22 protein-coding genes and 4 riboswitches are annotated in these 23,810 nt (G+C 72.2%); of the genes, 17 read left to right on the plus strand and 5 right to left on the minus strand.

The window, feature by feature from the left end; translation table 11 throughout:
* Nucleotides 1-21 precede the first annotated feature (21 nt).
* Nucleotides 22-480, minus strand: a complete 459-nt coding sequence (locus ACN265_RS19240) for a Fur family transcriptional regulator (RefSeq protein ID WP_421408824.1) — start codon at nucleotides 478-480, stop codon at nucleotides 22-24.
* Between the two features lie 85 nt (nucleotides 481-565).
* Here ACN265_RS19240 and ACN265_RS19245 point away from each other — a divergent pair, with 85 nt between their 5' ends.
* From ACN265_RS19245 to metE, 3 genes are all read left to right on the plus strand, one after another.
* A complete protein-coding gene (locus tag ACN265_RS19245) occupies nucleotides 566-1,180 on the plus strand; it encodes a superoxide dismutase (protein WP_421408825.1) in 615 nt (204 codons plus the stop codon).
* Between the two features lie 5 nt (nucleotides 1,181-1,185).
* Nucleotides 1,186-1,446, plus strand: coding sequence for a hypothetical protein (locus ACN265_RS19250; RefSeq protein ID WP_091285980.1), 261 nt, complete (start codon nucleotides 1,186-1,188; stop codon nucleotides 1,444-1,446).
* Nucleotides 1,447-1,830: 384 nt separating this feature from the next.
* Nucleotides 1,831-2,041: riboswitch (cobalamin riboswitch) on the plus strand.
* Between the two features lie 114 nt (nucleotides 2,042-2,155).
* On the plus strand, nucleotides 2,156-4,393 hold the full coding sequence (gene metE / locus ACN265_RS19255; protein ID WP_421408826.1) for a 5-methyltetrahydropteroyltriglutamate--homocysteine S-methyltransferase: 2,238 nt from the start codon (nucleotides 2,156-2,158) through the stop codon (nucleotides 4,391-4,393).
* Nucleotides 4,394-4,534: 141 nt separating this feature from the next.
* On the opposite strand, the gene ACN265_RS19260 is transcribed toward metE, so the two are convergent.
* A complete protein-coding gene (locus tag ACN265_RS19260; RefSeq protein ID WP_421408827.1) occupies nucleotides 4,535-4,837 on the minus strand; it encodes a hypothetical protein in 303 nt (100 codons plus the stop codon).
* Between the two features lie 216 nt (nucleotides 4,838-5,053).
* Nucleotides 5,054-5,256: riboswitch (cobalamin riboswitch) on the minus strand.
* Nucleotides 5,257-5,474: 218 nt separating this feature from the next.
* A riboswitch (cobalamin riboswitch) is annotated at nucleotides 5,475-5,602 on the plus strand.
* Nucleotides 5,603-5,703: 101 nt separating this feature from the next.
* Here ACN265_RS19260 and ACN265_RS19265 point away from each other — a divergent pair.
* The 9 genes from ACN265_RS19265 to ACN265_RS19305 all read left to right on the plus strand — a co-directional run bounded on the left by ACN265_RS19265 (nucleotide 5,704) and on the right by ACN265_RS19305 (nucleotide 15,394).
* Nucleotides 5,704-6,747 (plus strand): peptidase, encoded by a 1,044-nt coding sequence (locus tag ACN265_RS19265; RefSeq protein ID WP_421408828.1) that lies wholly within the window; start codon nucleotides 5,704-5,706, stop codon nucleotides 6,745-6,747.
* On the plus strand, nucleotides 6,744-7,265 hold the full coding sequence (locus ACN265_RS19270; RefSeq protein ID WP_421408829.1) for a hypothetical protein: 522 nt from the start codon (nucleotides 6,744-6,746) through the stop codon (nucleotides 7,263-7,265). The genes ACN265_RS19265 and ACN265_RS19270 overlap by 4 nt, the downstream gene beginning before the upstream one ends.
* A gap of 360 nt (nucleotides 7,266-7,625) precedes the next feature.
* Nucleotides 7,626-9,071: a cell wall anchor protein gene (locus ACN265_RS19275; RefSeq protein ID WP_421408830.1), complete on the plus strand. Its 1,446-nt coding sequence runs from the start codon at nucleotides 7,626-7,628 to the stop codon at nucleotides 9,069-9,071.
* Nucleotides 9,068-9,988: a hypothetical protein gene (locus tag ACN265_RS19280; RefSeq protein WP_421408831.1), complete on the plus strand. Its 921-nt coding sequence runs from the start codon at nucleotides 9,068-9,070 to the stop codon at nucleotides 9,986-9,988. The genes ACN265_RS19275 and ACN265_RS19280 overlap by 4 nt, the downstream gene beginning before the upstream one ends.
* Nucleotides 9,981-11,222: a CbiQ family ECF transporter T component gene (locus ACN265_RS19285; RefSeq protein WP_421408832.1), complete on the plus strand. Its 1,242-nt coding sequence runs from the start codon at nucleotides 9,981-9,983 to the stop codon at nucleotides 11,220-11,222. The genes ACN265_RS19280 and ACN265_RS19285 overlap by 8 nt, the downstream gene beginning before the upstream one ends.
* Complete coding sequence (locus ACN265_RS19290; RefSeq protein WP_421408833.1) at nucleotides 11,219-12,856, plus strand: ABC transporter ATP-binding protein; 1,638 nt, start codon at nucleotides 11,219-11,221, stop codon at nucleotides 12,854-12,856. The genes ACN265_RS19285 and ACN265_RS19290 overlap by 4 nt, the downstream gene beginning before the upstream one ends.
* On the plus strand, nucleotides 12,853-13,905 hold the full coding sequence (locus ACN265_RS19295) for an ECF transporter S component (RefSeq protein WP_421408834.1): 1,053 nt from the start codon (nucleotides 12,853-12,855) through the stop codon (nucleotides 13,903-13,905). The genes ACN265_RS19290 and ACN265_RS19295 overlap by 4 nt, the downstream gene beginning before the upstream one ends.
* 10 nt (nucleotides 13,906-13,915) lie before the next feature.
* A riboswitch (cobalamin riboswitch) is annotated at nucleotides 13,916-14,134 on the plus strand.
* Nucleotides 14,135-14,251: 117 nt separating this feature from the next.
* Nucleotides 14,252-14,764: an acyl-CoA thioesterase gene (locus ACN265_RS19300; RefSeq protein ID WP_421408835.1), complete on the plus strand. Its 513-nt coding sequence runs from the start codon at nucleotides 14,252-14,254 to the stop codon at nucleotides 14,762-14,764.
* Entirely contained in the window at nucleotides 14,765-15,394 is a 630-nt protein-coding gene (locus tag ACN265_RS19305) for a LysE family translocator (protein WP_421408836.1), read from the plus strand.
* Between the two features lie 106 nt (nucleotides 15,395-15,500).
* On the opposite strand, the gene ACN265_RS19310 is transcribed toward ACN265_RS19305, so the two are convergent.
* The gene (locus ACN265_RS19310) at nucleotides 15,501-15,701 is read right to left on the minus strand and encodes a hypothetical protein (protein ID WP_421408837.1); all 201 of its coding nucleotides are present in this window, start codon (nucleotides 15,699-15,701) and stop codon (nucleotides 15,501-15,503) included.
* Between the two features lie 183 nt (nucleotides 15,702-15,884).
* Nucleotides 15,885-16,169, minus strand: a complete 285-nt coding sequence (locus ACN265_RS19315; RefSeq protein ID WP_421408838.1) for a hypothetical protein — start codon at nucleotides 16,167-16,169, stop codon at nucleotides 15,885-15,887.
* A 214-nt stretch (nucleotides 16,170-16,383) separates the two neighbouring features.
* Here ACN265_RS19315 and ACN265_RS19320 point away from each other — a divergent pair, with 214 nt between their 5' ends.
* A complete protein-coding gene (locus ACN265_RS19320) occupies nucleotides 16,384-17,508 on the plus strand; it encodes an MFS transporter (protein WP_421408839.1) in 1,125 nt (374 codons plus the stop codon).
* The gene (locus ACN265_RS19325; RefSeq protein WP_421408840.1) at nucleotides 17,406-18,563 is read left to right on the plus strand and encodes a hypothetical protein; all 1,158 of its coding nucleotides are present in this window, start codon (nucleotides 17,406-17,408) and stop codon (nucleotides 18,561-18,563) included. The genes ACN265_RS19320 and ACN265_RS19325 overlap by 103 nt, the downstream gene beginning before the upstream one ends.
* A gap of 3 nt (nucleotides 18,564-18,566) precedes the next feature.
* Here ACN265_RS19325 and ACN265_RS19330 read toward each other — a convergent pair whose 3' ends face one another.
* Complete coding sequence (locus ACN265_RS19330; RefSeq protein WP_421408841.1) at nucleotides 18,567-19,709, minus strand: acyl-CoA dehydrogenase family protein; 1,143 nt, start codon at nucleotides 19,707-19,709, stop codon at nucleotides 18,567-18,569.
* Nucleotides 19,710-19,789: 80 nt separating this feature from the next.
* On the opposite strand from ACN265_RS19330, the gene ACN265_RS19335 reads away from it, so the two are divergent.
* Genes ACN265_RS19335 through ACN265_RS19345 form a run of 3 tightly spaced genes read left to right on the plus strand, consistent with a single transcriptional unit; the run spans nucleotide 19,790 to nucleotide 23,807 of the window.
* Nucleotides 19,790-21,562, plus strand: a complete 1,773-nt coding sequence (locus ACN265_RS19335; RefSeq protein WP_421408842.1) for a CoA transferase — start codon at nucleotides 19,790-19,792, stop codon at nucleotides 21,560-21,562.
* Entirely contained in the window at nucleotides 21,559-23,181 is a 1,623-nt protein-coding gene (locus ACN265_RS19340) for a class I adenylate-forming enzyme family protein (protein ID WP_421408843.1), read from the plus strand. Before ACN265_RS19335 ends, ACN265_RS19340 begins: the two co-directional genes overlap by 4 nt.
* The gene (locus tag ACN265_RS19345) at nucleotides 23,178-23,807 is read left to right on the plus strand and encodes a metal ABC transporter ATP-binding protein (protein ID WP_421408844.1); all 630 of its coding nucleotides are present in this window, start codon (nucleotides 23,178-23,180) and stop codon (nucleotides 23,805-23,807) included. Before ACN265_RS19340 ends, ACN265_RS19345 begins: the two co-directional genes overlap by 4 nt.
* Nucleotides 23,808-23,810: the final 3 nt, after the last annotated feature.

Below are 23,810 nucleotides of genomic sequence, written 5' to 3' on the forward strand. Positions count from 1 at the left end.
GCGTACCGGCGGGTGCGGTCCTCAGCCGGCCGCTGTTAGGCACCGCGCACACCGCCCGTAGACCACGACACCGCCGGCCTGGCCGGATAGTTCTGTGTCGATCCCGACCGCGCGGGCGGCGGCCACGCTCGCCGCGACGGCCTCGGCCGGCAACTGCCGCATGTCGCCGCAGGTGCCGCAGACGGCGTGGTGATGGGCGTCGTCGGCGAGCCCGAAGGTCGTCGTCCTGCCGACCGGCACGGTGTGGGCGATGCCCAGCTCGACCAGTTGCCGCAGCACCCGATGCACCGTTGACAGTTCCACGGCCACACCACGGGCGAGGAGGGCTCGATACAGCTCGTTCACGGTGAGATGCCCGCGGCCGCCTACGGCATGGGCGAGTTGGTCGAGTACTCCGCGCCGGGCTGCGGTGTTACGCAGGCCAGCTCGGCGTAATCGCTGCACCGCGGCGTTCACCCGCTCGGTCTCCGATGTGGTCAACCGCCGCTCCTCCCCGCACGATCCTCGGTTCTATTGCAAAATAGTGGCAAGAGCATCAACTTGGCAGCAACCCCGAGGAGTTCTGATGGCGGTTTACACCCTGCCCGATCTGCCCTACGACTACGGCGCCCTGGAGCCGGCCATGTCGGGGCAGATCCTGGAGCTGCATCACGACAAGCACCACGCCACCTACGTCAAGGGCGCCAACGACGGCCTGGAGCAGCTCGCCGAGGCCCGGGCGAAGGGGGACTTCTCCACGCTTGTCGGTTTGGAGAAGACGTTCGCGTTCAACCTGTCCGGGCACGTGCTGCACACGATCTTCTGGGGCAACCTCTCCCCGCACGGCGGTGACCGTCCCGACGGCGAGCTCGCCGCCGCGATCGAGGAGCACTTCGGCACGTTCGACGCGTTCGCCGGGCAGCTGTCCGCCGCCACCAAGGGCGTGCAGGGCTCCGGATGGGGCGTGCTGGCCTGGGAACCGCTCGGACAGCGGCTGATCGTCGAGCAGGTCTACGACCACCACGGCAACGTCGGCCAGGGCTCCATTCCGCTGCTGGTCTTCGACGCCTGGGAGCACGCCTACTACCTGCAGTACAAAAACGTCCGGCCGGACTACGTCGACCGGCTGTGGAACCTGGTCAACTGGTCGGACGTGATCGCCCGCTTCGACGCCGCCCGCGCCACCACGCCAAAGATCTGATCGGCGTGACCAGCCCCACCCCGGCAGCGGCCGAACTGGTCCAACGCGCCGCCGGGGTCATCGCGGCCAAGCACCGCGGTGACCTCGGCGGCGCCGAGGAGCTACTCGCCGCGTTCGGTTCCGAGCAGGCCAAGAGCCTCGGCTTCTACCTCCTGGCAGACCTGAGCCTCGGACTGCTCCGCGCGCAGAGCGGCCAGTCCATGGACGATCTCGTGCGGGAACTGTCCCTGCTCGTCGCCGTCACCGCCACCCCGCCCGACAGCTGACGGCGGTGGTCATCCGGTCGGTGCCGTCGGCACCACCAGACGTGCCGACGGCACCGACCGGAACCCGAGCTCGCGCGGCCCCCTGCCCGCTGTCACCCCCAGCGGCTCGCTCACCGCGCCGCACCACGGGCAACCGAGCGGGTGCATCCTGGTGGCCATGATGGGCGAGCGAAGGCAGCGAGACGGATGCAAGGTGCGACGCCCACACCGGTGGTGAAAACGCTGGCGGCTCGGCGACCATCGCGCTGTGACCCGCCTCGGGTCCGCGAGGCGGAGGATCCTGAGGCCGCACAGACGGCTGAGGCGGCTGGCCACCCATGACCGAGTACCGCGAATCCTGTCCCGCGCCTCGGACGCCGCCTGCAGCAGGAGTCGGTGGGGCGTAGGATCGCGGGCGGTGCTGGTTCGCCTCCCCCGTTTTCGGGTGGGGCGTCGTAAGAGGGAACCCGGTGTGAGACCGGGACTGCCCCGCAGCGGTGAGTGGGAACGACCGCCGTCAATGAAGCACTGGACCGCAGGGTCTGGGAAGCGACGGCCAGTAGGTCTGAGTACGACGCCCACGAGTCCGAAGACCTGCCAGCGCTGCGCGTGCCGCCGGTGCGCGCCGTCGGCGGCCTCTCGGGAGGGCCAGGGCGGAATGCCGGTTACGCCGTGGCGTATCCGCGCTTCCTCTCGGTGGTCGTCGGACACCGCGAGGGAAGGACCACCTGTGACCACCTCATTCGGGCAGAGCACCGTGCTCGGCTATCCCCGTATCGGCGCCCACCGCGAGTGGAAGAAGGCCGTCGAGGCGTACTGGGCCGGCACGCTGGACGCCACCGAGTTGGAAGCCGTGGCCGTCGGGCTGCGTGCCGAGGTGTGGCGGACGCTGCGCGACGCCCGCCTCGATGCGATCCCGTCCAACACGTTCTCCTACTACGACCACGTGCTCGACACCGCCGTCGCGGTGGGGGCGGTCCCCCGCCGGTTCGCCCGGCTCGGCCTCGGTCGACTCGACACCTACTTCGCCATGGCCCGTGGCGTCGATGCCGCGCCCGCGCTGGAACTCACCAAGTGGTTCGACACCAACTACCACTACCTGGTGCCGGAGATCGACCCCGACACCGTGTTCGCGGCGGACCCGGCGAAGGCGCTGAGCGAGTACGCGCAGGCGCGTGACCTGGGCATCGCCACCCGACCGGTGCTGGTGGGTCCGGCCACCTTCCTGTTGCTGGCCAAGGGTGACGATCCGTTCGCCCGGCTCGACGACCTGGTCGACACGTACGCCCGGATCCTCACCGCCCTGGCCGACGCGGGCGTGGCCTGGGTCCAACTGGACGAACCCGCCTACGTCGCGGACCGCACCGCGGCTGAGATCGACGGCCTGCGGCACGCCTACCAACGTCTCGGTGCGCTGCCCCGTCGTCCCCGGATCTTCGTCGCGACCTACTTCGGTGACCTCGGCGACGCCCTGCCGGCGCTGCTGGACACGTCGGTCGAGGCGGTCGGCCTGGATCTGGTCGCCGGCCCGGGCAATCTGCGCCGGCTCGCCGCCGCCGGTCCCCTGCGCGGCAAGACCGTCGTCGCCGGCCTGGTCGACGGGCGCAACATCTGGCGCACGGATCTGCGGGCGGCCGTCGCCGCCGGTGCCACGGTCGCCGGGCTGGCCGACCACGTGGCGGTGTCCACGTCCTGTTCGCTGCTGCACGTGCCGGTCGACCTGTCGGCCGAGACCTCCCTCGACCCGGAGTTGTCCGCGCGGCTCGCGTTCGCCCGGCAGAAGGTCGACGAGGTGGTCCTGCTCGGGCGTGCGCTGCGCGACGGCACCACCAGCCTGCCCGCCCCGCTGCCGCCCGTCCCGTCGGCGTGGCGGCACGATGACGTGCGTGGGCGGTTGGCTGCGCTGCGCCCTGCCGACCGGCACCGTGGCGACTACGCCGAGCGGGCCGCCCGCCAGCAGGAACGGCTGGGGCTGCCGGACCTGCCGACCACCACGATCGGTTCGTTCCCGCAGACCGCCGAGCTGCGCCGGGCCCGTGCCGCGCACCGCGCCGGCACCCTCGACGACGCCGGCTACACGCAGCGGATGCGCGCCGAGGTGGAGCAGGTCATCCGGTTGCAGGAGCGGCTGGGTCTGGATGTGCTGGTGCACGGTGAGCCGGAACGCAACGACATGGTCCAGTACTTCGGCGAACAACTCGACGGTTTCGCCGCCACCGCCCACGGCTGGGTGCAGTCCTACGGGTCCCGTTGTGTCCGACCGCCGATCATCCACGGTGACGTGGCCCGCCGGGCACCGATGACCGTCGCGTGGTCCACCTATGCCCAGTCGCTGACCGACCGTCCGGTCAAGGGCATGCTCACCGGGCCGGTCACTATCCTGGCCTGGTCGTTCGTCCGGACCGACCAGCCGTTGGCCGACACCGCCGACCAGGTGGCGCTCGCGCTGCGCGACGAGTGCCGCGACCTGGAGGCCGCCGGTATCCGGATCATTCAGGTTGACGAGCCTGCCCTCCGCGAGACCCTGCCGCTGCGTCGGGCCGACCAGAAGGCGTACCTGGACTGGGCGGTCGGCGCGTTCCGGCTGGCCACCGGCGGCGTCGCCGACGACACCCAGATCCACACCCACCTGTGCTACAGCGAGTTCGGTGAGGTGATCACCGCCATCGACGCGCTCGACGCGGACGTCACCAGCATCGAGGCGTCGCGTTCGAAGATGGAGATCCTCGACGACCTTGCCGCGATCGGCTACCGCCGGGGCGTCGGCCCGGGGGTGTGGGACATCCACTCGCCCCGCGTCCCACCGCACCACGAGGTGGTCGACGCGCTCCGTCGGGCCGTCGCAGCCGGGCCCGCCCGACGACTGTGGGTCAACCCGGACTGCGGCCTGAAGACCCGCACCTATCCCGAGGTCGAGGCGTCCCTCCGACACCTCGTCGCGGCTGCCGCCGAGGTCCGCGCGAGCTGACTGGGCCGGTCCGGGCGGACTCCCCCTGGGGTCCGCCCGGAGCGGATGAGTCGTTCGCGCGACCCCAGCTCCGGCAGGATCGGGCGGCCCAGGATGGTGCCGTCGCGTGCTGCGCGGTGTCCGGGTGGGTGTCGCGGTGGTTCATGGCGTCGGTGTGGGCATGCCCGGCGGTCGCGGGATCCGCTGGGCATCTGCCAGGTCACGGATCCGGCTGTCGGCGTCGCGGTGGGTCGCACAGCAGTCCGGCGTCGAGTCGACGATGCGCCGGATGTCGGCCAGCAGTGTGCTCAGGGTGTTCACCTGGTCGGTCAGGCTGCGGTTTCGCGCTTCGCGTGCGCCGAGTTGCCGTCGCGCGGAGGCGAGACGTTCGTAGTCCCCTGCCGAGAGGACGACGACATCTTCGTCGTCGACTCTGATGCGACGTGGTGCGGCGGGCCTACTCACTGGCCGTTCCGTTCGGCTGGCGTGCCGACGGTGCCGGTAGTCACGACACCGTACGTTGACCGACGGGGTCGTTGTGCTGGTGGCGCTTGCATCAGGGTCTCCTCATGCCGAGTCGTCGAACTCGGCTGGGAGCGGTGCGGTCGCACGCAGCACCGGATGTCGTGCTGTCGACGATGGTCGACCCGCCCTCGAAGGTCGCCGAGCTCGCCACGTGCGGATGCACGTGGGCAGCGGGCAGGTCTTCGGACTCGTGGGCGTCGTGCTCAGGCCTACCGGCCGTCGCTTCCCAGGCCCTGTGGGCCCAGTGCTGATGACGGCGGTCGTTCCCACTCACCGCTGCGGGGCAGTCCCGGTCTCGCACCGGGTTCCCTCTTGCGCCGCCACGTGGTGCGTGGCGGACCGACTGCGGTGTCACGATATCGCGTCGGGTCCCGACGCGGCGATGCTTCCTGCCGCAGTTTCGCCCACCGGGGGGGCGACGGTGAGGCGATGTGCCGTTGCTGATCGCGTTCGTGTCGGGTGGCGAGGGTACGGCCGGCTTCGTCCGGAGAGGACGGCGATCATGCCGTTTCTCACCAACCGTGTTCGAACGATGGCGCATTGACATCCCCTGTCGCGGAGATCAGACTGTCGCGACAACTCCATCAACGCGTGTGCGCGGGGGAAGTCCGGTCGAAGTCCGGCGCTGGCCCGCAACGGTAGGTCGTCGAGGTGGCAGACACTCTGACGGCAAGCCCGAATACCCGCCGCACGCGTGATTTCCGTTCCCCACCCGTCGTGGCCCACGGGTCGGAGGCCGGTCGATCCTGCCTGCCGGTGGCGATCGTCCGGGTTCTGACGACCGCCGGGCCGGAAAGGCGCTTCCGATGGTCGTCCGCCTGAGCCGGCACCGCCTGCTCGCCCTTTTCTGCGGTGTACTCGCCGCTCTCACCCTCGCCGCACCTGCGACCGCCGCGCCCGCGCACCCCGGCGTCGACCGGGCCGGGGCCGCCGCCGGCTGGCTCGCGCACCAACTCGTCGACGGCGAACGATTCGAGGTGGTCTTCGACGGCGTCGCCTACCCCGACCAGGGGTTGACCCTCGACGCGGTGTTCGCCTTCGCCGCCGCCGGTGTCGCCGACGACTTCGGCGCGCAGGCACTGGACTGGGTCACCCGACCGGACATCCGCGACGGTTACGTTGGTGACGGCGGCACCGAGGCGTACGTGGGCGCGACCGCGAAGCTCGCCCTCGCCGTGCAGGCACGCGGGGGCGACCCCACCGACGTCGGCGGCGTCGACCTGATCGCCCGGCTGCGGGGCCTGGAATCGCCCAGCGGCCGGTTCACCGACCGGTCCGCGTACGGCAACTACAGCAATGCGTTCAGCCAGTCCTTCGCGATCCTCGCCCTGGACCGCACGGCGCACGGTGTGCCCGCGACCGCCGCCACCTGGCTGGCCGGGACCCGCTGCCCGGACGGCGGATACCCGCTGCTGCCCGCTCAGCCGGTGTGTACCTCCGACGTGGACGCCACCGCACTGGCGGTGCAGGCCCTCCAAGCGGCGGGGCGTCCGGTCGCGGCTGCCGCCGGGCTGCGCTGGCTGGTGTCGGTGCAGCGCGCCAACGGCAGCTTTGCCGACTCGTCGGGCGTCCCGAACGCCAACAGCACCGGGCTCGCCGCGCAGGCGCTCCGCACCGGCTACCGGCCGTTGGCCTGGGCACGGGCACGGGCGTACCTGGTCGGCCTGCAGGTGGGTTGCAGCGCGGCGCCGGCCGACCGGGGCGCGGTCGACTTCGACGGCGGCACCTTCGATCCGGCCACCGCCACCCGCGCCACCGGCCAGGCCGTCCTGGGCCTGACCGGCGACGGCTACGCCACGCTCTCCGCTGCGGCCGCCGGTTCCGGCGCACCGGTCCTCACCTGTCCATGACCTGTCGCGCCGACCTGAACCCGGGAGGACAAGTGTTCCGTCTCCGATCCATCGTTCGCGTACGGCTCGCCGGCTTGGTGGCCGCCGCCGTCGCCGCCGTCGCCCTGACCGCCGTGGAGCCCGCGCCGCAGGCCGCACACGCCGCCGCCTGCACCGGCACCACAGGGGTCACCGTCGTGGTCGACTTCGCCGCGCTCGGCGGGGGCGTGCAGGTCGCGTGCGCCCTGGGCGACCCGGCCACCGGGGTGGCCGCCCTGCAGGGGGCCGGTTTCACGGTGACCGGCACCTCGCGCTGGGGTCTGGCGTTCGTCTGCCGGATCAACGGCAAGCCCACCTCCGCGACCGAACCGTGTGTCAACACGCCACCGGCCACCGCCTACTGGTCGTACTGGCATGCCCCGGCGGGCGGTTCGTGGTCCTACAGTTCTTCGGGCGCGAGCAGCTACAACCCGGCTCCGGGCAGTGTCGAGGGCTGGGCGTTCGGGGCCGGTGCCGCGCCGAGCATCGCCGCACCCTGACCCTGACCGCTGCCCTGGTGTGACCGGCGCGTCGGCTGCCGGCCGCCGCCCTGGCGTCCCACGACGCCAGGGCGGTACCGTGTCGGCATCCGGTGCGCCGGGTACACAACTGCATACGTCCCGTGTGGGGGGAAGCCGGTAGAAGCCGGCGCTGACCCGCAACCGTGAGCGAGGGATCCTCTCGCGAGCCGGAATGCCCCGCCCGGGACGAGCGGCTTCCACTGTCGAGGTCTACAGGGTGAGGTCCGGGCTGCCGTCGACGGTCCGTTCACCCCGCTCACCGCAGCATGCGGGAGCGGGGTGACGTGCCCGGGGGTGTGTTCCGGAGGTCTCACCGACCGCTCTGCGAAAGGCACCCCCATGCTTCTGTCCCGGCGTCTCGCCACCGGCCTCGGCGCGATCCTGGCGACGACTGTCGTCACGGCCGCCGTGCCCCTGGCCGGGGTGGCCGCGCCCGCCCCGGCTGATGCCGCCGCCCGTGACGCCACCTCGTGGTTGGCCGGTGAGTTCACCGACGGCACGCTTCCCGGGCCGTTCGGTGGTCCAGACTGGGGCCTGACCATCGACGGCATCATCGCGATGTCCGCCACCGGCGGGTCGGCACCGACGCGTCAGGCGGCGACCGGGCAGGTCGCGGCGCACGTCCGCTCCTACAACAGCTACGACGACTGGGGCATCGAGGGTTTCACCGACGGCGGGGCGACCGCGAAGCTGCTCTACGTCGCGTCCGCCGCCGGCGCCGACCCCACCGACTTCGGCGGGTACGACCTGCGGGCGGTGACGCTGTCCCTGCTGGCCGGGGCGGACGCCGGTCACCAGCGGGGACGGATCACCAGTCGCACCACGGCCGACAGCGGGCCGGACGCCAGCAACACCTTCGACCAGTCCTTCGCCGTGCTGGGTCTGGCCCGCAGCGGTGACCTGCCGCAGGACACCGTCGACTTCCTCGTCCGGCAGCAGTGCGCCGCCGGCGGCTTCCGGCTCTACCCGGACACCGCGGACGGCCCTTCGCCGTCCTGCGACGAGCAGCCGGGCGCGACCCTCGACGTCGACTCCACGGCGATGGCCGTGCAGGCGTTGCTGGCCGCCGCTGACTCCGGTGCCGCCGGCGCCTCCGACGCCGCCCGCCGCGGCGCGGACTGGTTGGTGGGTCAGCAGCACGCCGACGGTTCGTTCGGCGGTTCCGGCCCGACCACCGGCGCGAACTCCAACAGCACCGGGCTAGCCGGCCAGGCGCTCGCCGCCGCCGGCCGGGACAGTCAGGCCGCGCGGGCCGCAGACGCTGTGACGCAGTTGCAGCTCACGGCGGCGAACGGCGGTGCTGCCGCCGGTGACGCGGGCGCGATCGCCTACAACGCCGAGTCGTTCACCGGCGCTGTCTCGACAGGAATCGCGGACACCGACCGGGACCAGTGGCGCAGGGCCACCGCGCAGGCCCTGCTCGGGCTCGCCCAGGTGCCGCTGGGCCGCATCGGTCTCGACCTGCCGCCGACGTCGCCGACGCCCACGCCGACCGGCACCGCGACTCCCACACCGACCGTGTCCCCCACGCCGACGGTCACGCCGACACCGACGGTGACCAGCACGGCCGGTCCGAGCCCGAGCGCCACCGGCAGCCCGGCGACGCCCTCCCCCACCGTGCCACCGACCGGCACCGCCGCACCGAGCACCACCCCCGCCGCTCCCGCACTGCCCGGCCTCCCCACCACCGGGGCGGCGATCGTCGGGTACGTGCTGGTCGCTCTGTTGATGATCGGCGGCGGTGTGGTGCTGCTGGTGCTCGGACGTCGACGGCGGGCGCAATGAGCAGCCGGGCCGCTCACGCTGCGACGGTCGTCGTGCTCACTGCGGTGAGCACCGTGTCCTGGCCGGGTAGTCCGGCGGCGGCCGCCGGGTCGGCCGGCTACTGCCCGGATGCCGCCGGGGTCACCGTCGTGGTCGACTTCAACGAGTTGGGCGGGGGCACGGTGGTGCGCTGCGCCTCCGGCACCCAGGCCACCGGTCTCGCGGCGCTCAAGAACGCCGGCTTCGAGATCACCGGCACGCTGCGCTGGGGTGAGGGTTTCATCTGCCGGATCGACGGCAAGCCGTCGGCGGCCTCGGAGAAGTGCGTAGACACCCCGCCGGCCAGCGCCTACTGGTCGTACTGGCATGCCGCGAACGGGGGTGGTTGGGCGTACAGCGACAAGGGTGTCCTCAACCGCAAGCCGCCGGCCGGCAGCTTCGAGGGCTGGTCGTTCTCGCTCAACCGCAACGCCAGCGACGCCCCCAGGCCGGGAGTCACGCCGAAACGGCCGGCTCCCACACCTCCTTCACCTCCTCCACCTCCACCTCCTCCACCGCCGGCGGCGGCGGCCGGTGGCGTACCGGCCGCGCCACCGCCAGCCGCAGGTGGCGGTCCGGTCGTGCCACCGGCCGGCGGGGCCGGTCGGACCACGATCCCCCCTCCTGCTGGCACCCCGGGCGCCACGCCGGTAGGCACGGCGTCAGCCAGTGTGGCGGCGACATCCCCGATGTCGGTGCCGACGACGACGCCCGGTGGCGTCACCGGCTCGTCGGGCGGTACGGCAAGCGAGCCGGCGGTGACCGAGGTCGCCGCCTCCGGCAGCGGCGACGGCGGGCTGCCGCTGGGCACGATCGCCGGGGCGGTGCTGCTGGCCGCGCTCGCCGTCGGCGGCGTGGTCACCGCCCGGCGACGTCGCGCTGCCGATCCCGATGACTGAGCGTCGGGACGGGGTTGACGCGGCTGCGGCCGACCCGGAGCGCGGACCGCGCCACTGGTCGGCCGCCCGGCTGCCGCGGGGGTTGCATCCGGGCGCGTGGTGGTTGTGGGCACTCGGCCTGGCCACAGCAGCCAGCCACACCACCAATCCGTTGCTGTTGGCGCTGCTCGTCGCCGTCGCCGCGCTGGCGGTGCTTCGGCGGCGCACCGATGCTCCGTGGGCGCTGGCGTTCCGGATGTACCTCGTCCTCGGCGCGGTGATCATCACGATGCGGGTGGTGTTCCGGATCGTCTTCGGCGGCGGGCAGGGCGAGCACCTGCTGGTGTCGCTGCCGGAGATCCCACTGCCCGAGTGGGCGGCGGGCATCCGGCTGTTCGGACCGGTCGCCGTCGAACAGGTCCTCGGCGGCTTCTATGACGGGCTGCGGCTGGCCACGATGCTGGTCTGCCTCGGCGCCGCCAACGCGCTGGCCAACCCGAAACGACTCCTCAAGGCCGTGCCCGGGGCGCTGTACGCGGTGGGCACGGCCGTGGTCGTGGCGCTGTCGGTCGCGCCGCAACTGGTCGAGAGCGTGCTGCGGGTACGTCGGGCGCGTCGGCTGCGCGGCGCGACCGGCCGGGGTATGCGTGCGCTGCGGGGCATCGCCCTGCCGGTGCTGGCCGATGCCCTGGACCGGTCGTTGGCACTGGCGGCGGCGATGGACTCGCGCGGCTACGGCCGCACCGCGGCGGTGCCGGCCGGCCAGCGCGCCGCGACGGGGGCGCTGGTGCTCGGCGGGCTGGTCGGTGTCTGCGCCGGCACGTACGGGCTGCTCGACTCCACCGGATCCGGATACCTGGGCCTGCCGATGCTCCTCGCCGGCCTGGCCGTCGCCGTGACCGGGATGCTGCTGGCCGGCCGCCGGGTGCACCGCAGCCGCTACCGACCGGACCGGTGGCACCCCGCCGAGCTGCTGGTGGCCGGATGTGGCATCGCCGCCGCCGCGTTGACGATGCTCGCCGGCTCGGTCACCCCGGAGTTGCTCTATCCGCCGGTCAGTCCGCTGACCTGGCCCGAGGTGACGCCGCTGATGCTGCTCGCCGTCACGGCCGCGGCGGGGCCGGCGTGGCTGGCCCCGCCACCACCCGGGTCACCGTCGACCCGACCACCGACGGTGGACACATCGGGCAGCACTGTCGCGGCACCTACCCGTACCGGCGACCCGGCCACGTCCGTACCCGGAGGTCACCCGTGATCACATTCGACCGGGTGACCGTCCGCTACAGCGACGACGGGCCACCGCCGCTGCGGGAGGTGAGCCTGCGGGTCGAGGAGGGCGAACTGTGCCTGGTCGCCGGTCGCACCGGGGCCGGCAAGTCGACGCTGCTACGGGCGATCAACGGCCTGGTGCCGCACTTCACCGGCGGCACCCTGTACGGCAGCGTCACCGTCGACGGTCGGGACACCCGTCACCATCCACCGCGCGACCTCGCCGACGTCGTCGGCGTGGTCGGTCAGGACCCACTGTCCGGCTTCGTCACCGACACCGTCGAAGAAGAGCTGGCGTACGGCATGGAGCAGTTGGCCCTACCGGCGGCGGTGATGCGTAAGCGGGTGGAGGAGACCCTCGATCTGCTCGGCATCGCCGAACTGCGGCACCGACCGCTGCGGACGCTGTCGGGTGGCCAGCAGCAGCGGGTCGCGATCGGCGCGGTCCTCACCTCCCACCCCCGGGTGCTGGTGCTCGACGAACCCACCTCCGCCCTGGACCCCACCGCCGCCGAGGACGTCCTCGCCGCCGTCACCCGGCTGGTCCACGACCTGGGCGTGACCGTGGTCCTGGCCGAACACCGCCTGGAACGGGTCGTGCAGTACGCCGACCGGCTGCTCTACCTGCCCGGCGACGGCCAGGTGGTCGACGGGGAACCGGCGACGGTGCTGACCGGTGTCGACCTCGCGCCGCCGCTGGTCGAGCTGGGCCGGCTGGCCGGGTGGACGCCACTGCCGCTGTCGGTCCGTGACGCCCGCCGACAGGCCGGTGCCCTGCGTCAGCGGCTCGCCGACACGACTCCTCCCGACCCGCCGCCGGCTCCAGAAGCGGCCCCGGTGCTGGCGGCCCGCAAGATCGTCGTGCGCTACCCGGGCACCGTAGCCGTGGCCGGCGTCGACCTCGACCTGCATCGGGGCAGGGTCGTCGCGTTGATGGGCCGCAACGGATCCGGCAAGTCGAGCCTGCTCTGGGCGGTGCAAGGCAGCGGTCCCCGCCACCGGGGCACCGTCACCGTCGATACCGGCGGTGGGCGGAACCCCGTCGACCCGAAGCAGCTGCCGGCCGGTCAGGCCCGCCGGCACGTCGGACTCGTCCCGCAGACCCCGGGAGACCTGCTCTATCTGGAGACGGTGGACGCGGAGTGCCGTCAGGCCGACCGGGAGACCGGCGCGGCGGCCGGCACCTGCCGCAGCCTGCTCGACCGGCTCGCTCCCAATCTGCCCGACGACCGGCACCCCCGTGACCTGTCCGAAGGGCAACGGTTGGCGCTCGTGCTCGCCGTGCAGCTCACCGCCGCCCCACCGGTGGTCCTGCTCGACGAACCGACCCGAGGGCTGGACTATCTCGCCAAGCGGCAGTTCGTCGCCCTGGTTCGCGGGCTGGCCGCCGCCGGCCGGGCGGTGGTGGTCGCGACACATGACGTCGAGCTCGTCGCGATCCTCGCCGACCGGGTGGTCGTGATGGCCGACGGGGACATCGTGGCCAACGGCACCACCGCCGAGGTCATGCTCGCCTCACCGGCGTTCGCCCCGCAGGTGGCCAAGGTCCTCGCCCCGGCGCCGTGGCTGACGGTCGAGCAGGTCACCGCCGCGCTGGGCCCGGCCCGGGAGCCGGCATGAGCGTGCTGCGGGTCGCACCGCGCACCGCCGTGGTGCTGACCCTCGCCTCCGCCGCCGCGCTGGCCACCTTCACCTGGCCGTTCTTCATTCCCGCGCATCCCGAGAGCACGGCTCGCACCGGTGAGGCCCCGCTGGTCTTCCTCGTCATGCTGCCGGTACTGGTGGCACTCGTCCTGGCCGAACTCAGCTCCGGCGGCATCGACAGCAAGGCCCTGGCGATGCTCGGTGTGCTCGCCGCCGTCAACGCCGCGCTACGTCCACTGGGCGCCGGCACCGCAGGCATCGAAACCGTGTTCTTCCTACTCGTCCTCGCCGGTCGGGTCTTCGGGCCGGGTTTCGGTTTCCTCCTCGGCTCGACGTCGCTGTTCGCCTCCGCGCTGCTCACCGCCGGAGTCGGCCCGTGGTTGCCGTTCCAGATGTTGTGCGCCTCCTGGGTAGGTCTCGGTGCCGGTCTGCTCCCTACGCGGATGCGCGGCCGGGTCGAGGTGGCTGTCCTGGCCGGCTACGGGGCGTTCGCCGCGTACGGCTACGGCCTGCTGATGAACCTGTGGTTCTGGCCGTTCAGCCTCGGCGCGGACACCCAACTCTCCTACGTCGCCGGCGCGCCGGTGCTGGACAACCTGCACCGCTTCGCCGTGTTCACCGCCGTCACCTCGACGTTCGGCTGGGACACCGGGCGGGCGATCACCACCGCGGTGGCGATCGTGCTGGCCGGCCCGGCGGTGCTCGCCGCCCTGCGCCGCGCCGCCCGGCGGGCCGCGTTCGACGCACCGGTCACCTTCGCCGCACACGCGCCGCAGCCAGCGTTGCCAACCATGCCGGCGACAGGTACCGCCACGTCCGCACCTGCGGCATCTGCACCGGCAGTTACGCCGCGATCCGGGAAGCCGGTGGTGGCACCGCAGGACGTGACGGGTCCCGCCGTCGGCGTGGCCCCACCTGCCCGTCGAGGGCGGGGTGCGGTGCGACCGGACCCGATTCCGTCCGCCGCCGAGGAGGGCGGTCAGGGAGGTGAGTCACATCAGGCCCCGGAGCGGTTGGTGGACTGACTGTCGCGGATAGGCTGTTCCTGGCGTTGGTTCGCCCGGACGTGGTCACGTTCGGGCGTCGTAAGAGGGAACCCGGTGGGAATCCGGGACTGCCCCGCAGCGGTGAGTGGGAACGACCGCCGTCATCAGCACTGGGCCGCACGGCCTGGGAAGCGACGGCCAGTAGGGGATCCGGCGTGTCCGGGTCGCGCCCGCGAGTCCGAAGACCTGCCCACGCTGCGCATCCACGAGGTGGGTGCGCTGCCGTCGACCTCGCGGGCGGGTCGGGCGGGTGATGCGCTGCGGCGTGTCCTCGACGTGCGTGCCGGCTGGTCTGACGGTGTGCCCTCCGAGGACGGATGAATCCATGCACGAGAGCGCCACACTCACCGGCCGGCCCCCATCGGCGTCGCGTCTGACCCTGTCGCAGATCATGGACCAGCACCACACCAACCTGATGGGCACCGTCCACGGCGGCCGGATCCTCAACCTCATCGACTCCGTCGCCGGAGTGGTCGCCGCCCGGCACTCCGACGGTCCGGCGGTCACCGCCGCCATCGACGAGACCGCCTTCCTGCGGGCCGTACGCGTCGGCGACGTCGTCCACGTCGACGCCCGCATCACCTGGGCCGGCCGCAGCTCGATGGAGGTCGCCGTCAAGGTCAGCGCCGACCGTTGGGACCGGGCGGTGCCGCCGGTGGACGTGGCCACCGCCCACCTGGTGATGGTCGCCGTTGACGACGACGGTCAGCCGCGCGTAGTGCCGCCGCTGCTGCCGGAGACCGATGGTGACCGGCGTCGTTACCGGGAGGCGCAGATCCGGCGGGAGCACCGGCTCGCTCTTCGGCGTGCGTTGCTCGACGGTGCCGAGGAGGGCTGAGTGGTGCTCGGACTGTCCGCGGCCACCCTGGCCGGCTACCTTGCCGCCATCGCCGTCCTCATGATCACTCCCGGGCCGGACATGATGTTCGTCCTGGCCAACGCGACCCTCTACGGCACCCGGGCCGGCGCGGTCGCCGCGCTCGGGGTCGCGGCCGGGGAAGCGGTACATGTGGCGGCGGTGGTCTGTGGCCTCGCCGCCGTGATCACCGCGTCGCCGGTGTTGTTCTCCGCGATTCGCTGGGCCGGGGCGGCCTATCTGATCGTCCTCGGGATTCGAGCCCTACGCGACGGCAGGGCGACGGCCTCCACCACCGTTGAGCAGCACGGCCGCAGCGGCGGGGCGTTCCTCCGGGGGTTGGTGACCAACCTCCTCAACCCCAAGATGGTCCTGTTCAGCGTGGCGTTCCTGCCACAGTTCGTCAGCCCGACGACCGGTGACGTCACGGCGCAACTGGTGCTCCTCGGTGTGATCTTCGTCGCGGTGCAGCTCACCGTCGATGTCGCTCTCGGTGCCGGGGCCGGCAGGTTCGCCGGCCGGGTGACCGATGGTCGCTGGTCTCGGCGGATCAGCCGGATCTGCGCGGTGGCCTTCATCGCCCTCGGCATCCGCCTGGCCACCAGCGGATGACAGCATCGTTCGCAGTTGGTCCAGGATCGGCGACCCGCCGTGGTCCGGTCGTCGGCACCTGACAGCGGAGTCCCCGTGCCCGACGAGCGGCACGGGGACCCCGCTGTCAGGCCGCAGTCGGTGGTGGTTGACCAGCGGTGTTCGCGACGAGTAGGGACAGTTCCCGCACCAGTTCATCCATGGACTGCCCGCTGCCCTCCCGGACCAATCCGAGCGCAAGGTCGGCGAGCAGGTAGAAGCCGAGGGTTCTGGCCTGCTCACCGGGGAACGCGGCGAGGAGTTCCTCGGGCACCAGCGTGGTCGCCACGGTGGGTCGCGGCGATGACCCCGGCGGCGCGTTGGACCATCCCCGCCGCGGCGGGGATGGGTGCGCTCACCGGGCTCAGAGCGTGGGACCCGTGGCACGGGCGGCGTCGAAGCAGGCGGCGCTGCGTGCCCTCGCCGCTGCCCTCACCGGGCGCGAACCCAGCCTGAAGATCTTCCTCGACTACTACGGCAGGCCGACCAGTGAACGACATCCACTCAGGTTGTTGGTGTTCACGCAGGAGGCTAGCGATCGCGCAGATGGTGGTGCCGAGCGGTCGTGGTAGCGGCCACCACCACAGACCGAATCCTGCTCGTCGGCCGGGGATGCCTGGGCACTGCTCCCGGGGATGCCTTGGGTGAGGCCGCGTGCGAGTTCGGCGGTGCGGATCAGCTCGTGTTCGACCACCGGACGGCGCAGCAGGCCAGCCTCATCCGTACCATCCCGGTGTCCCACGTCGAGGTCGTTCACGAGCTGCTCCATCCCTGGCCGGCGTCGAACCTGCCGCAGTAGGCCGTCAGCCGCGGCACCCCGACCTGACGGGACGTGACAAATCTGACCCGACGCCGGGAACTGGTTCCCGGCGTCGGCCGACTCACTCTCGACGGTCATGGCGTGATCGGAACGGGGTGCACTTATGACGGCTGGTCGCTGGTGGGGCCCGACTGGCGTAGCGACGGCGGGGATGGCCACGTCGATGACGGTGCTGTACGCCACGTCGGCGTTGGCGCCGTTCCTGGTAGCCGACCTGGGCCTGTCACGGACGGCGGTCGGTGGGTTGGTGACGGTGTCCTTCGCCGTGGCGGCGGTGGTGTCGCTCCTGGCGGGTCACCTCATTGACCTGTGGGGCGCCAGCCGAGGGCTGGTGGTGTTGTGCGGGGCCGTGATGGTGGCGCTGCTCGGCGCATCCGTGGCATCGCATTATGGATGGCTGCTGGTAGCGGTGGCGGTGGCGGGTGTGGGTCAGGCCCTGGCTAATCCGGCGACGAACGTGCTAGTAGCGCAGGCGGTCCCGGCGGAGCGCCGAGGTACGGCGATCGGGGTGAAGCAGGCCGGTGTACAGGCGGCAGCGTTCGCCTGCGGTCTCGTCCTGCCGACGGTGGCGGCGCTGGCCGGGTGGCGGGTGGCACTGCGGGTGTCGACGGTGTTGCCACTGGCGGTGGTGGTCGCGGTGTGGTGGTGGGTTCCGGCGTTCGGGCGGCAGGTGGCCACTGGGCGGTGGTGGCGGCTGTCAGCGCCGTCGGGTTGGTTGGTCTGGTTGGTGGCGTTCTCGTTGCTGCTGGGCACCGGGCTGGCGGCAGTGAACACCTACCTCCCCCTGTACGCGACACAGCGGCTGGGCCTGGGCACGGGCACGGCCGGGTTGCTCCTCGCCACGTTCGGGGTGACGGGCCTGCTCGCACGGGTGTGGTGGGGCCGGTGGGCGGACCGTACTTCGGATGTGACGGTGGCGCTGGCGTGGCTGGCGACGGCCGCCATCGTGGGGGTGGTGCTGGTGCTCGGCGCCGATCACCTGTGGTCGGGCCTGGTGTGGGCCGGTGCGGTGGTGGCCGGTGGATCAGCGACCGCGGCGAACGCGGTGTCGATGTTGATGGTGCTGCGCCGGGGTAAGGCGCTGGGGCAGGCGTCGGGGCTGGTGTCGTTGGGCTTCTTCAGCGGTTTCGTGGTCGGCCCAGCGGCGGTCGGCTGGTGCGCGGACGTCGGCGGGTGGGGTACAGCATGGCTTGTCGTCGGCGCGCTGTTCGCCGGCACGGCGGTACTGGCGATGCGGGTTCGCTCGGCCAGCGTCCACCAGACGGTCCCCGCGTGAACGAACACGGCTACGACAACGCGTTGGAGGCGATGCTGCGGCGGCTCCCGATCGTCGCCGGGCAGGTGGGTGACCGGTTTCCGCTGTACGCGGATCCGGTCTCGGGTGAATGGATGTCGACGCGTCGAGGGTCCTGGACGGGCGGCTTCTGGGCCGGGTGGTGGTGGCTACGGGCTGCGGTGACTGGGCTGCCCTCCGACCGTGCCACGGCTCGGGAGTGGACGCATCGACTGGCTCCTCGCGCTGCGGACGACACGGTGACCAGGGGGATGACGTTCTGGTACGGAGCTGTCCAGGGGTATCGCATCGGTGCGGACACTCCGGCCCACCGTGTCGCACTCGATGGTGCGGACGCCCTGGCGGGGGCGTTCGACGGGCGGCTCGGCTTGATCCCGGTGGGTTCCGCCTTCGGTGGCGGGCCGGCACTGAAGGCGGGTGTGGATGCCCTGGCGGGAACCGTGTCGCTGCTCGGGTGGGCCGCCGACGCCGGTCGGTTCGACCTGGCCGGGCTGGCCCGGTCCCATGCCGACCGGCACGTGCAGCTGTTGGTGGGCGGTGACGGCCGGATCCGGCCGGAGGTGCTCCTGCGGCCCGACGGCACACCGGTTGACGAGCCGCCTGCCTCGGCTGTCTGGGCACGCGGGCAGGCGTGGGGGGTGCTCGGGTTGGCCGCCTGCGCCCGGCAGTGGGGCGGCGACTTCACCGAGGCCGGATGCAGCGCTGCCCGCTGGTGGCTGGAACAGGTGGGACACACGGTGCCCGTCGCGTTACTCGGTCGGCCCGCAACGCCGGTGGACACCTCCGCGGCGGTGATCACCGCAGCCGGTCTTCTCACCCTGTCCGAGGTCACCGCCGATGATGGCTGGGCGGCAGCGGCGCGAGCCATCGTCGACAGCGTGATCGGCCACCATCTCGACGACACCGGAGTACTGCGGGACGGCTGCTACGAGCTTGCCGGCGGGGTCGGCACGCGGCACGAGCTGGTGTGGGGCAGTTTCTTTCTCACTGCCGTCCTTGCCGTGCTGACCGGACGGGTGCGGGAACACCCGTGGTAATGGTCAGCTGAGCAGGCGACGGGCCACCGTGGTGATGTGCAGTTCGTCGGGGCCGTCGAGGATCCGGGCCGCGCGGGCGGTGCGTGCCAGCATCGGCAGCGGTGTGTCGTCGGTGAGCCCCTCGGCGCCGTGCACCTGGATGGCACGGTCGACGACCGCGTGCAGGGCGCGGGCGGTGATCACCTTCGCGGTGCCGACCACGATGCGGGTGTCGCCGCCGTTGGTGAGGGCGTCGACGGCGGCGTGGGTGAGCGCGCGGGCTGCGGCGATGTCGGTGTGGCTGTCGAAGACCAGGCCGTGCAGGAACTGCTGTTCGGCAAGAGGGCCACCATGGGCGTGGCGAGTGGTCAGCCGGGCCAGCATGAGGTCATAGGCTCGTTGGGCCTGACCGAGCCAGCGCAGGCAGCGCAGGGTCCGTCCGAGCGCCAGTCGTTCGCCCATGATGCGTAGCCCTTGGCCGGGCTCACCGAGGACATGGTCGGCGGGGACGCGTACGTCGTCGAGGCTGATTTCGTACTGGCCGCCGGCACCGAGGACGGGCAACTCCCGCACTACCCGGTAGCCGGGACTGTCGGTGGGAACGACCAGCAGGGAGAACCCGTTCCGGTTGTCGGTCCCTGCGTTAGTACGGCATACGACGGTGGTGAAGGCGGCGGTGGCAGCACGGGAGGTGAACCACTTACGGCCGGTGATCCGCCAGGTGTCGCCGTCGAGGGTGGCGGTGGTACCCAGCCGGGTGGGGTCAGAGCCGGCGATGCCGGGTTCGGTCATGGCGAAGCTCGGCCCACTGACGCCTCTGGTCATCGGCGCGAGATAGCGGTCGTGGACCGTGGTCGTGCCATGCCGGTCGAGCATGAGGGCGTCGAGTACCAGATCCGAGCCGAGCGCCGTCGGCCCGAAGTCGGAGCATCCCTCGATTTCGGCCAGCGGTGCGTAGGTCCTCAGGTCGAGCCCGTGTCCACCGAGGCGGACCGGCAGCGGCAGCGCCCAGAGTCCGCCCTGTCGCGCCTCGTCCTGCAATGTCCGCATGATCTGCGCGCCTGCCTGCCCACCTGCGAGAAGGAGCGTCTCCGCAGGGATGATCCGATCGGTGACGAAGGCGTGGACATGGGCCGCCAGGTCGGTGCGGGGCAGCGTTTCGGTCATCGGCGAACTCCCGAGGATCGCGGGGAACTACCTCAGTGCGTGGCACGACTAGTGAGGTATGCGAGTGATCAACGTAGCGCATGCCGGCGGTGCCGGTGTGTAGCGATCTGGTGGTGGACGGGCGGCTGGACGTGGTGCCCCTCGCGGGGACAACCGTCTGCGGAGACACGGCGACGGCGGCGGATGCGATCGCTGTGGAGCACCTGTCCCTACTCGGCGCGCATCACCGTCCCGGCGGCCCGCTGCGGGTGGATGACGTTGACGTCCACACCGATTGGACGGATCCGACCGGGCGACTACTGGACGAGGTGACGGCCCAGGCCGCCCTGGGGTTGATGGCCACGCACGGCCGGGCTTCCGGCGGGCCGGTCCGCCTCGGCGTGAACTATGTGTCCACAGTGGCCGGTGTCGTTGCGGCGCAGGGTGCACTGGCTGCCGTTCTGGCGGGGCTGCGGGGGCAACGACCCGGGTCGGTGCGGGTAAGCGTGGCCGGTGCGGCGCTGCTGACGGTGTCGCAGTACCTTGCTGCCGGGAGCGCCCGTGACACCGACGACACCGGTGAGGTGAGTGGCCCGGGGATGCCACCGCCGTTCACCTCCCTCGACGGGGTCGTGTTCGAGGTGGAAACTCTGGACCCGGAGCCCTGGCGACGGTGGTGGACCGCGCTCGGTGCGGCACCCGGCGACACGGCCCGGGGCTGGCGGGCCTTCGTGCTCCGCTACGCCACCGCCGCCGCCCCGATTCCCCCCGCACTGCACGAGATCACCCGCCGTAGGCCGTTCGCGCAGTTGTGCGCCAGCGCGCAGGCGGCGGGGGTGGCCGTCCAAGAGGTTCGAGGGCTCAGCGCGCGCCGCGCGGACGCCGGCCCCGACGGCCGGTTTCGCGCACCCTGGCAGATCAGTGCCGGTGCCCCCGCAGGCGCACTGTCGGACCTGCCGGCGGACCGACCTCCGCTGTACGGGGTGCGGGTGATCGAGGCCGGCCGGCGCATCCAGGGGCCACTCGCGGGACATGTGCTGCGCCTGCTCGGCGCGGAGGTGACCCGGGTGGAGCCCGCCGGTGGCGACCCACTGCGCGGGATGCCGCCCATGGTCGGTGGCTGCTCGGCGCGATTCCTAGCGCTCAACCGGGGCAAACGGATCGTCGAGGTCGATCTGCGCTCAGCCTACGGCCGCTCGACGGTACGGAACCTGGTCGACGAGTCCGACGTGTTCCTGCACAACTGGGCGCCCGGCAAAGCCGCCGAGTTCGGCCTCGACTCCGCCGACTTCACCACAAGCAACCCCGCCCTGGTGTACGCGTACGCCTCGGGCTGGGGTGAAGCGCGCGGGACGGACGCCCCGCCGGGCACCGATTTCGTCGCCCAGGCGTACACGGGACTCGGCGAACAGCTACGGCCTGAGGGGGTGCCACCGGCCGGGTCGTTGATGACCCTGCTGGACGTCCTCGGTGGCCTGGTCTGCGCGGAAGGTGTCCTGGCGGCCCTGGTGGCTCGCCAGCGGGATCGGCGCGGGCAGCGGGTCGACACCTCGCTGCTATCGGCGGCCGGAGTACTTCAGGGACCGCTACCTGCGGCCCGGCCCGTGTGGGGACGGTGGGACGTCCCGACGCCCGTCGCCGACGGACACATCATGCTCCCCGTCGGCAGTGATGTGGCGGCAGCCCAGAGCACGCTCGGCGACGCGGCCACCCTCACCGTACGGGAGGCGTTGTCCCGCCTGGCGGCGGTCGGGGTGCGTGCCGTACGGGTGTGCCCCGAGCCGGGTGAGTTGGCCGGTGACCCCGTTGCCCGCGACCTGATCGACATCGACGGCTGCGCCTTCGTCCGCCCACCGTGGAGGTTCACGTCATGACCGCCCTGCCCGTCCGTGACCTGGTCCCTGCCGCGCTGCGCGACTGGTGGGCCCGCGCCGGCCACTACCCCGGTCGCACCCTGTTCGAACTGTTCTCCGAGCAGGCCGCGGCCAACCCGGACCGGGTCGCGGTGGTTGACGACGACGGCGAGACGACATACGCGCAGCTTCAGGCAGCGACGCTGCGGCTGGCCGGCGCGCTGCAACGCGACGGGGTCGAACCCGGTGAGGTCGTCGCGGTGCAGCTACCCAACGGGTGGCGGCCGGTAGCGGTGGATCTGGCCGCCGCCGCGATCGGTGCGGTCGTCCTGCCCTACCCCGTCGGGCGGGGTCGGCGCGACACCCTCACCCTGTTGCGCCGTTCCCGGGCGGCAGTCGCTGTCGTCGCGCACAAGGTCGGTGAACACCACTACGCAGACGCCCTGGCGACGTTGCGACCAGAGCTGCCTGACCTGCGCACCGTGCTGGTGGCCGGGCTCGACGGGCCCGGCAGTCTGGAGGGCTGGCTGGCCGACGGGCCACCGCTGGCCGCACCGGTCGGCACGGCAGCGTCGGCGCCCGCGCGGATCCTGGTTTCCTCCGGGTCCGAGGCCGCCCCGAAGATGATCGTCTACTCGCATGACGCGCTGGCCGGTGGTCGGGGCGCGTTCATCGCCGCCCTGCACCACGGTGACGAGCCGATGCGCAACCTGTTCCTGGTGCCCCTCGCCTCGTCCTTCGGCTCCTCGGGTAGTGCGGTGACGATCGCCCGCCACGGTGGCACCCTGCTCGTGCAGTCCCGCTTCGACGCCGGTCGCGCCCTCGATCTGATCGACACGCACCAACCGTCGCTGGTGTTCGGGGTGCCGACGATGTTCACGATGATGCTCGACCACCCGCGCCTGGCCACGACGAACACGTCGTCGCTGCGGGCGGTGGTGGCCGGCGGGTCGCGGGTCGACCCGGCCACCGTGCAGGCCTGCCGGGACCGCTTTGATACGGCGTTCGTCAACTGCTACGGCTCCGCCGACGGGGTCAACTGCACCACCGACCCCCTCGACCCGCCGACGGCGGTGCACGACGCCGTCGGCCGACCCAACCCGGCGGTCGCTGCCGTCCGGATCGTCGGCGACGACGATACCGACGTGCCGACCGGCGAGGTCGGTGAGATCTGGGGCCTCGGGCCGATGAGCCCGCTCTGTTACGTCGATCCCGAGTTCGACGACCGTTACCGGGTCGAGGGCGGGTGGGTCCGCACCGGCGACCTCGGCTGCATCGACGCCGACGGCTTCCTGCACGTGGTCGGCCGACGCAACGAGATCATCATCCGGGGCGGGCGGAACCTCTCCCCCGTCGAGGTGGAGTTGCTCATCGCCCAGCACCCCGCCGTACGGCAGGTTGCCTGCGTCGGCGTCACGGACCGGCTGATGGGCGAACGGATGGCGGCCTGCGTCGCCGTCCGCGAGGGGGCCGCTGCGCCGACACTCACCGAACTGGCCGACTATCTCACCGACGTGCACGGGTTGGAGCACGCCAAGCTTCCCGAACGGCTCGTCGTGCTCGACACGCTGCCCCTGTCGGCCGCCGGCAAGGTCGACAAGCGGTGGCTACGCGAACGACTCACCGGGCAGAACGAGTGAGCGCCGCCGTCACCTTCACGACCGTCACCTGCCGCTACGGACGGCGTACCGCAGTCGACGCGGTCGACCTCGACGTGGCCGCCGGCGAACACGTGGCCCTCACCGGGGCGAACGGTTCCGGCAAGACGACCCTGCTGAGGGCCGCGCTCGGCCTGCACCCCACCGCTGCCGGCACGGTCACCGTGGGCGGCGAATCGGCCCGCAGCGGCGTCGAATGGGCGCGCCGACGTCGGGACGTGGCCTGGGTGCCGCAACGCCTCGCGCCGGGCCGCTTCCCGCTACTGGTCGACGAACTGCTCGACAGCGGTGGGCATCGCGACGCCGCCCGTGCGGCAGCCGGGCAGCTCGACGTCGGCGGGCTCGGCCGCCGCCCCCTGCACACCCTCTCCGGTGGGCAGTTGCAGCGGGTGTTCCTGGCGCGCGCGCTCGGCGCGGTGACCGCCGGGGCGCGGGCGTTGTTCGCCGACGAGCCCACCGCCGCACTGGACTTCGACGGCCAGGAACAGGTCGCCACCCTGTTGGCGAAGCTCCCGGTGACGGTGGTCGTGGTCTCCCACGACCGGGCGATGACCCGGGCCTGCGACCGGGTGGCCGAGATGGCGGCCGGGAAGCTGCGGGTGATCTGACCC

Origin of the sequence: Micromonospora sp. WMMD730 (assembly GCF_049178955.1) — a bacterium.
Lineage (GTDB): Bacteria > Actinomycetota > Actinomycetes > Mycobacteriales > Micromonosporaceae > Micromonospora > Micromonospora wenchangensis.

Excerpts from the sequence above, each read along its gene's own strand:
- ACN265_RS19245 (WP_421408825.1), top strand. The coding sequence starts at position 566 with ATGGCGGTTTACACCCTGCCCGATCTGCCCTACGACTACGGCGCCCTG.
- ACN265_RS19265 (WP_421408828.1), top strand. The coding sequence starts at position 5,704 with ATGGTCGTCCGCCTGAGCCGGCACCGCCTGCTCGCCCTTTTCTGCGGT.
- ACN265_RS19270 (WP_421408829.1), top strand. The coding sequence starts at position 6,744 with ATGACCTGTCGCGCCGACCTGAACCCGGGAGGACAAGTGTTCCGTCTC.
- ACN265_RS19275 (WP_421408830.1), top strand. The coding sequence starts at position 7,626 with ATGCTTCTGTCCCGGCGTCTCGCCACCGGCCTCGGCGCGATCCTGGCG.
- ACN265_RS19280 (WP_421408831.1), top strand. The coding sequence starts at position 9,068 with ATGAGCAGCCGGGCCGCTCACGCTGCGACGGTCGTCGTGCTCACTGCG.
- ACN265_RS19285 (WP_421408832.1), top strand. The coding sequence starts at position 9,981 with ATGACTGAGCGTCGGGACGGGGTTGACGCGGCTGCGGCCGACCCGGAG.
- ACN265_RS19295 (WP_421408834.1), top strand. The coding sequence starts at position 12,853 with ATGAGCGTGCTGCGGGTCGCACCGCGCACCGCCGTGGTGCTGACCCTC.
- ACN265_RS19300 (WP_421408835.1), top strand. The coding sequence starts at position 14,252 with ATGCACGAGAGCGCCACACTCACCGGCCGGCCCCCATCGGCGTCGCGT.
- ACN265_RS19320 (WP_421408839.1), top strand. The coding sequence starts at position 16,384 with ATGGCCACGTCGATGACGGTGCTGTACGCCACGTCGGCGTTGGCGCCG.
- ACN265_RS19330 (WP_421408841.1), bottom strand. The coding sequence starts at position 19,709 with ATGACCGAAACGCTGCCCCGCACCGACCTGGCGGCCCATGTCCACGCC.
- ACN265_RS19335 (WP_421408842.1), top strand. The coding sequence starts at position 19,790 with ATGCCGGCGGTGCCGGTGTGTAGCGATCTGGTGGTGGACGGGCGGCTG.
- ACN265_RS19340 (WP_421408843.1), top strand. The coding sequence starts at position 21,559 with ATGACCGCCCTGCCCGTCCGTGACCTGGTCCCTGCCGCGCTGCGCGAC.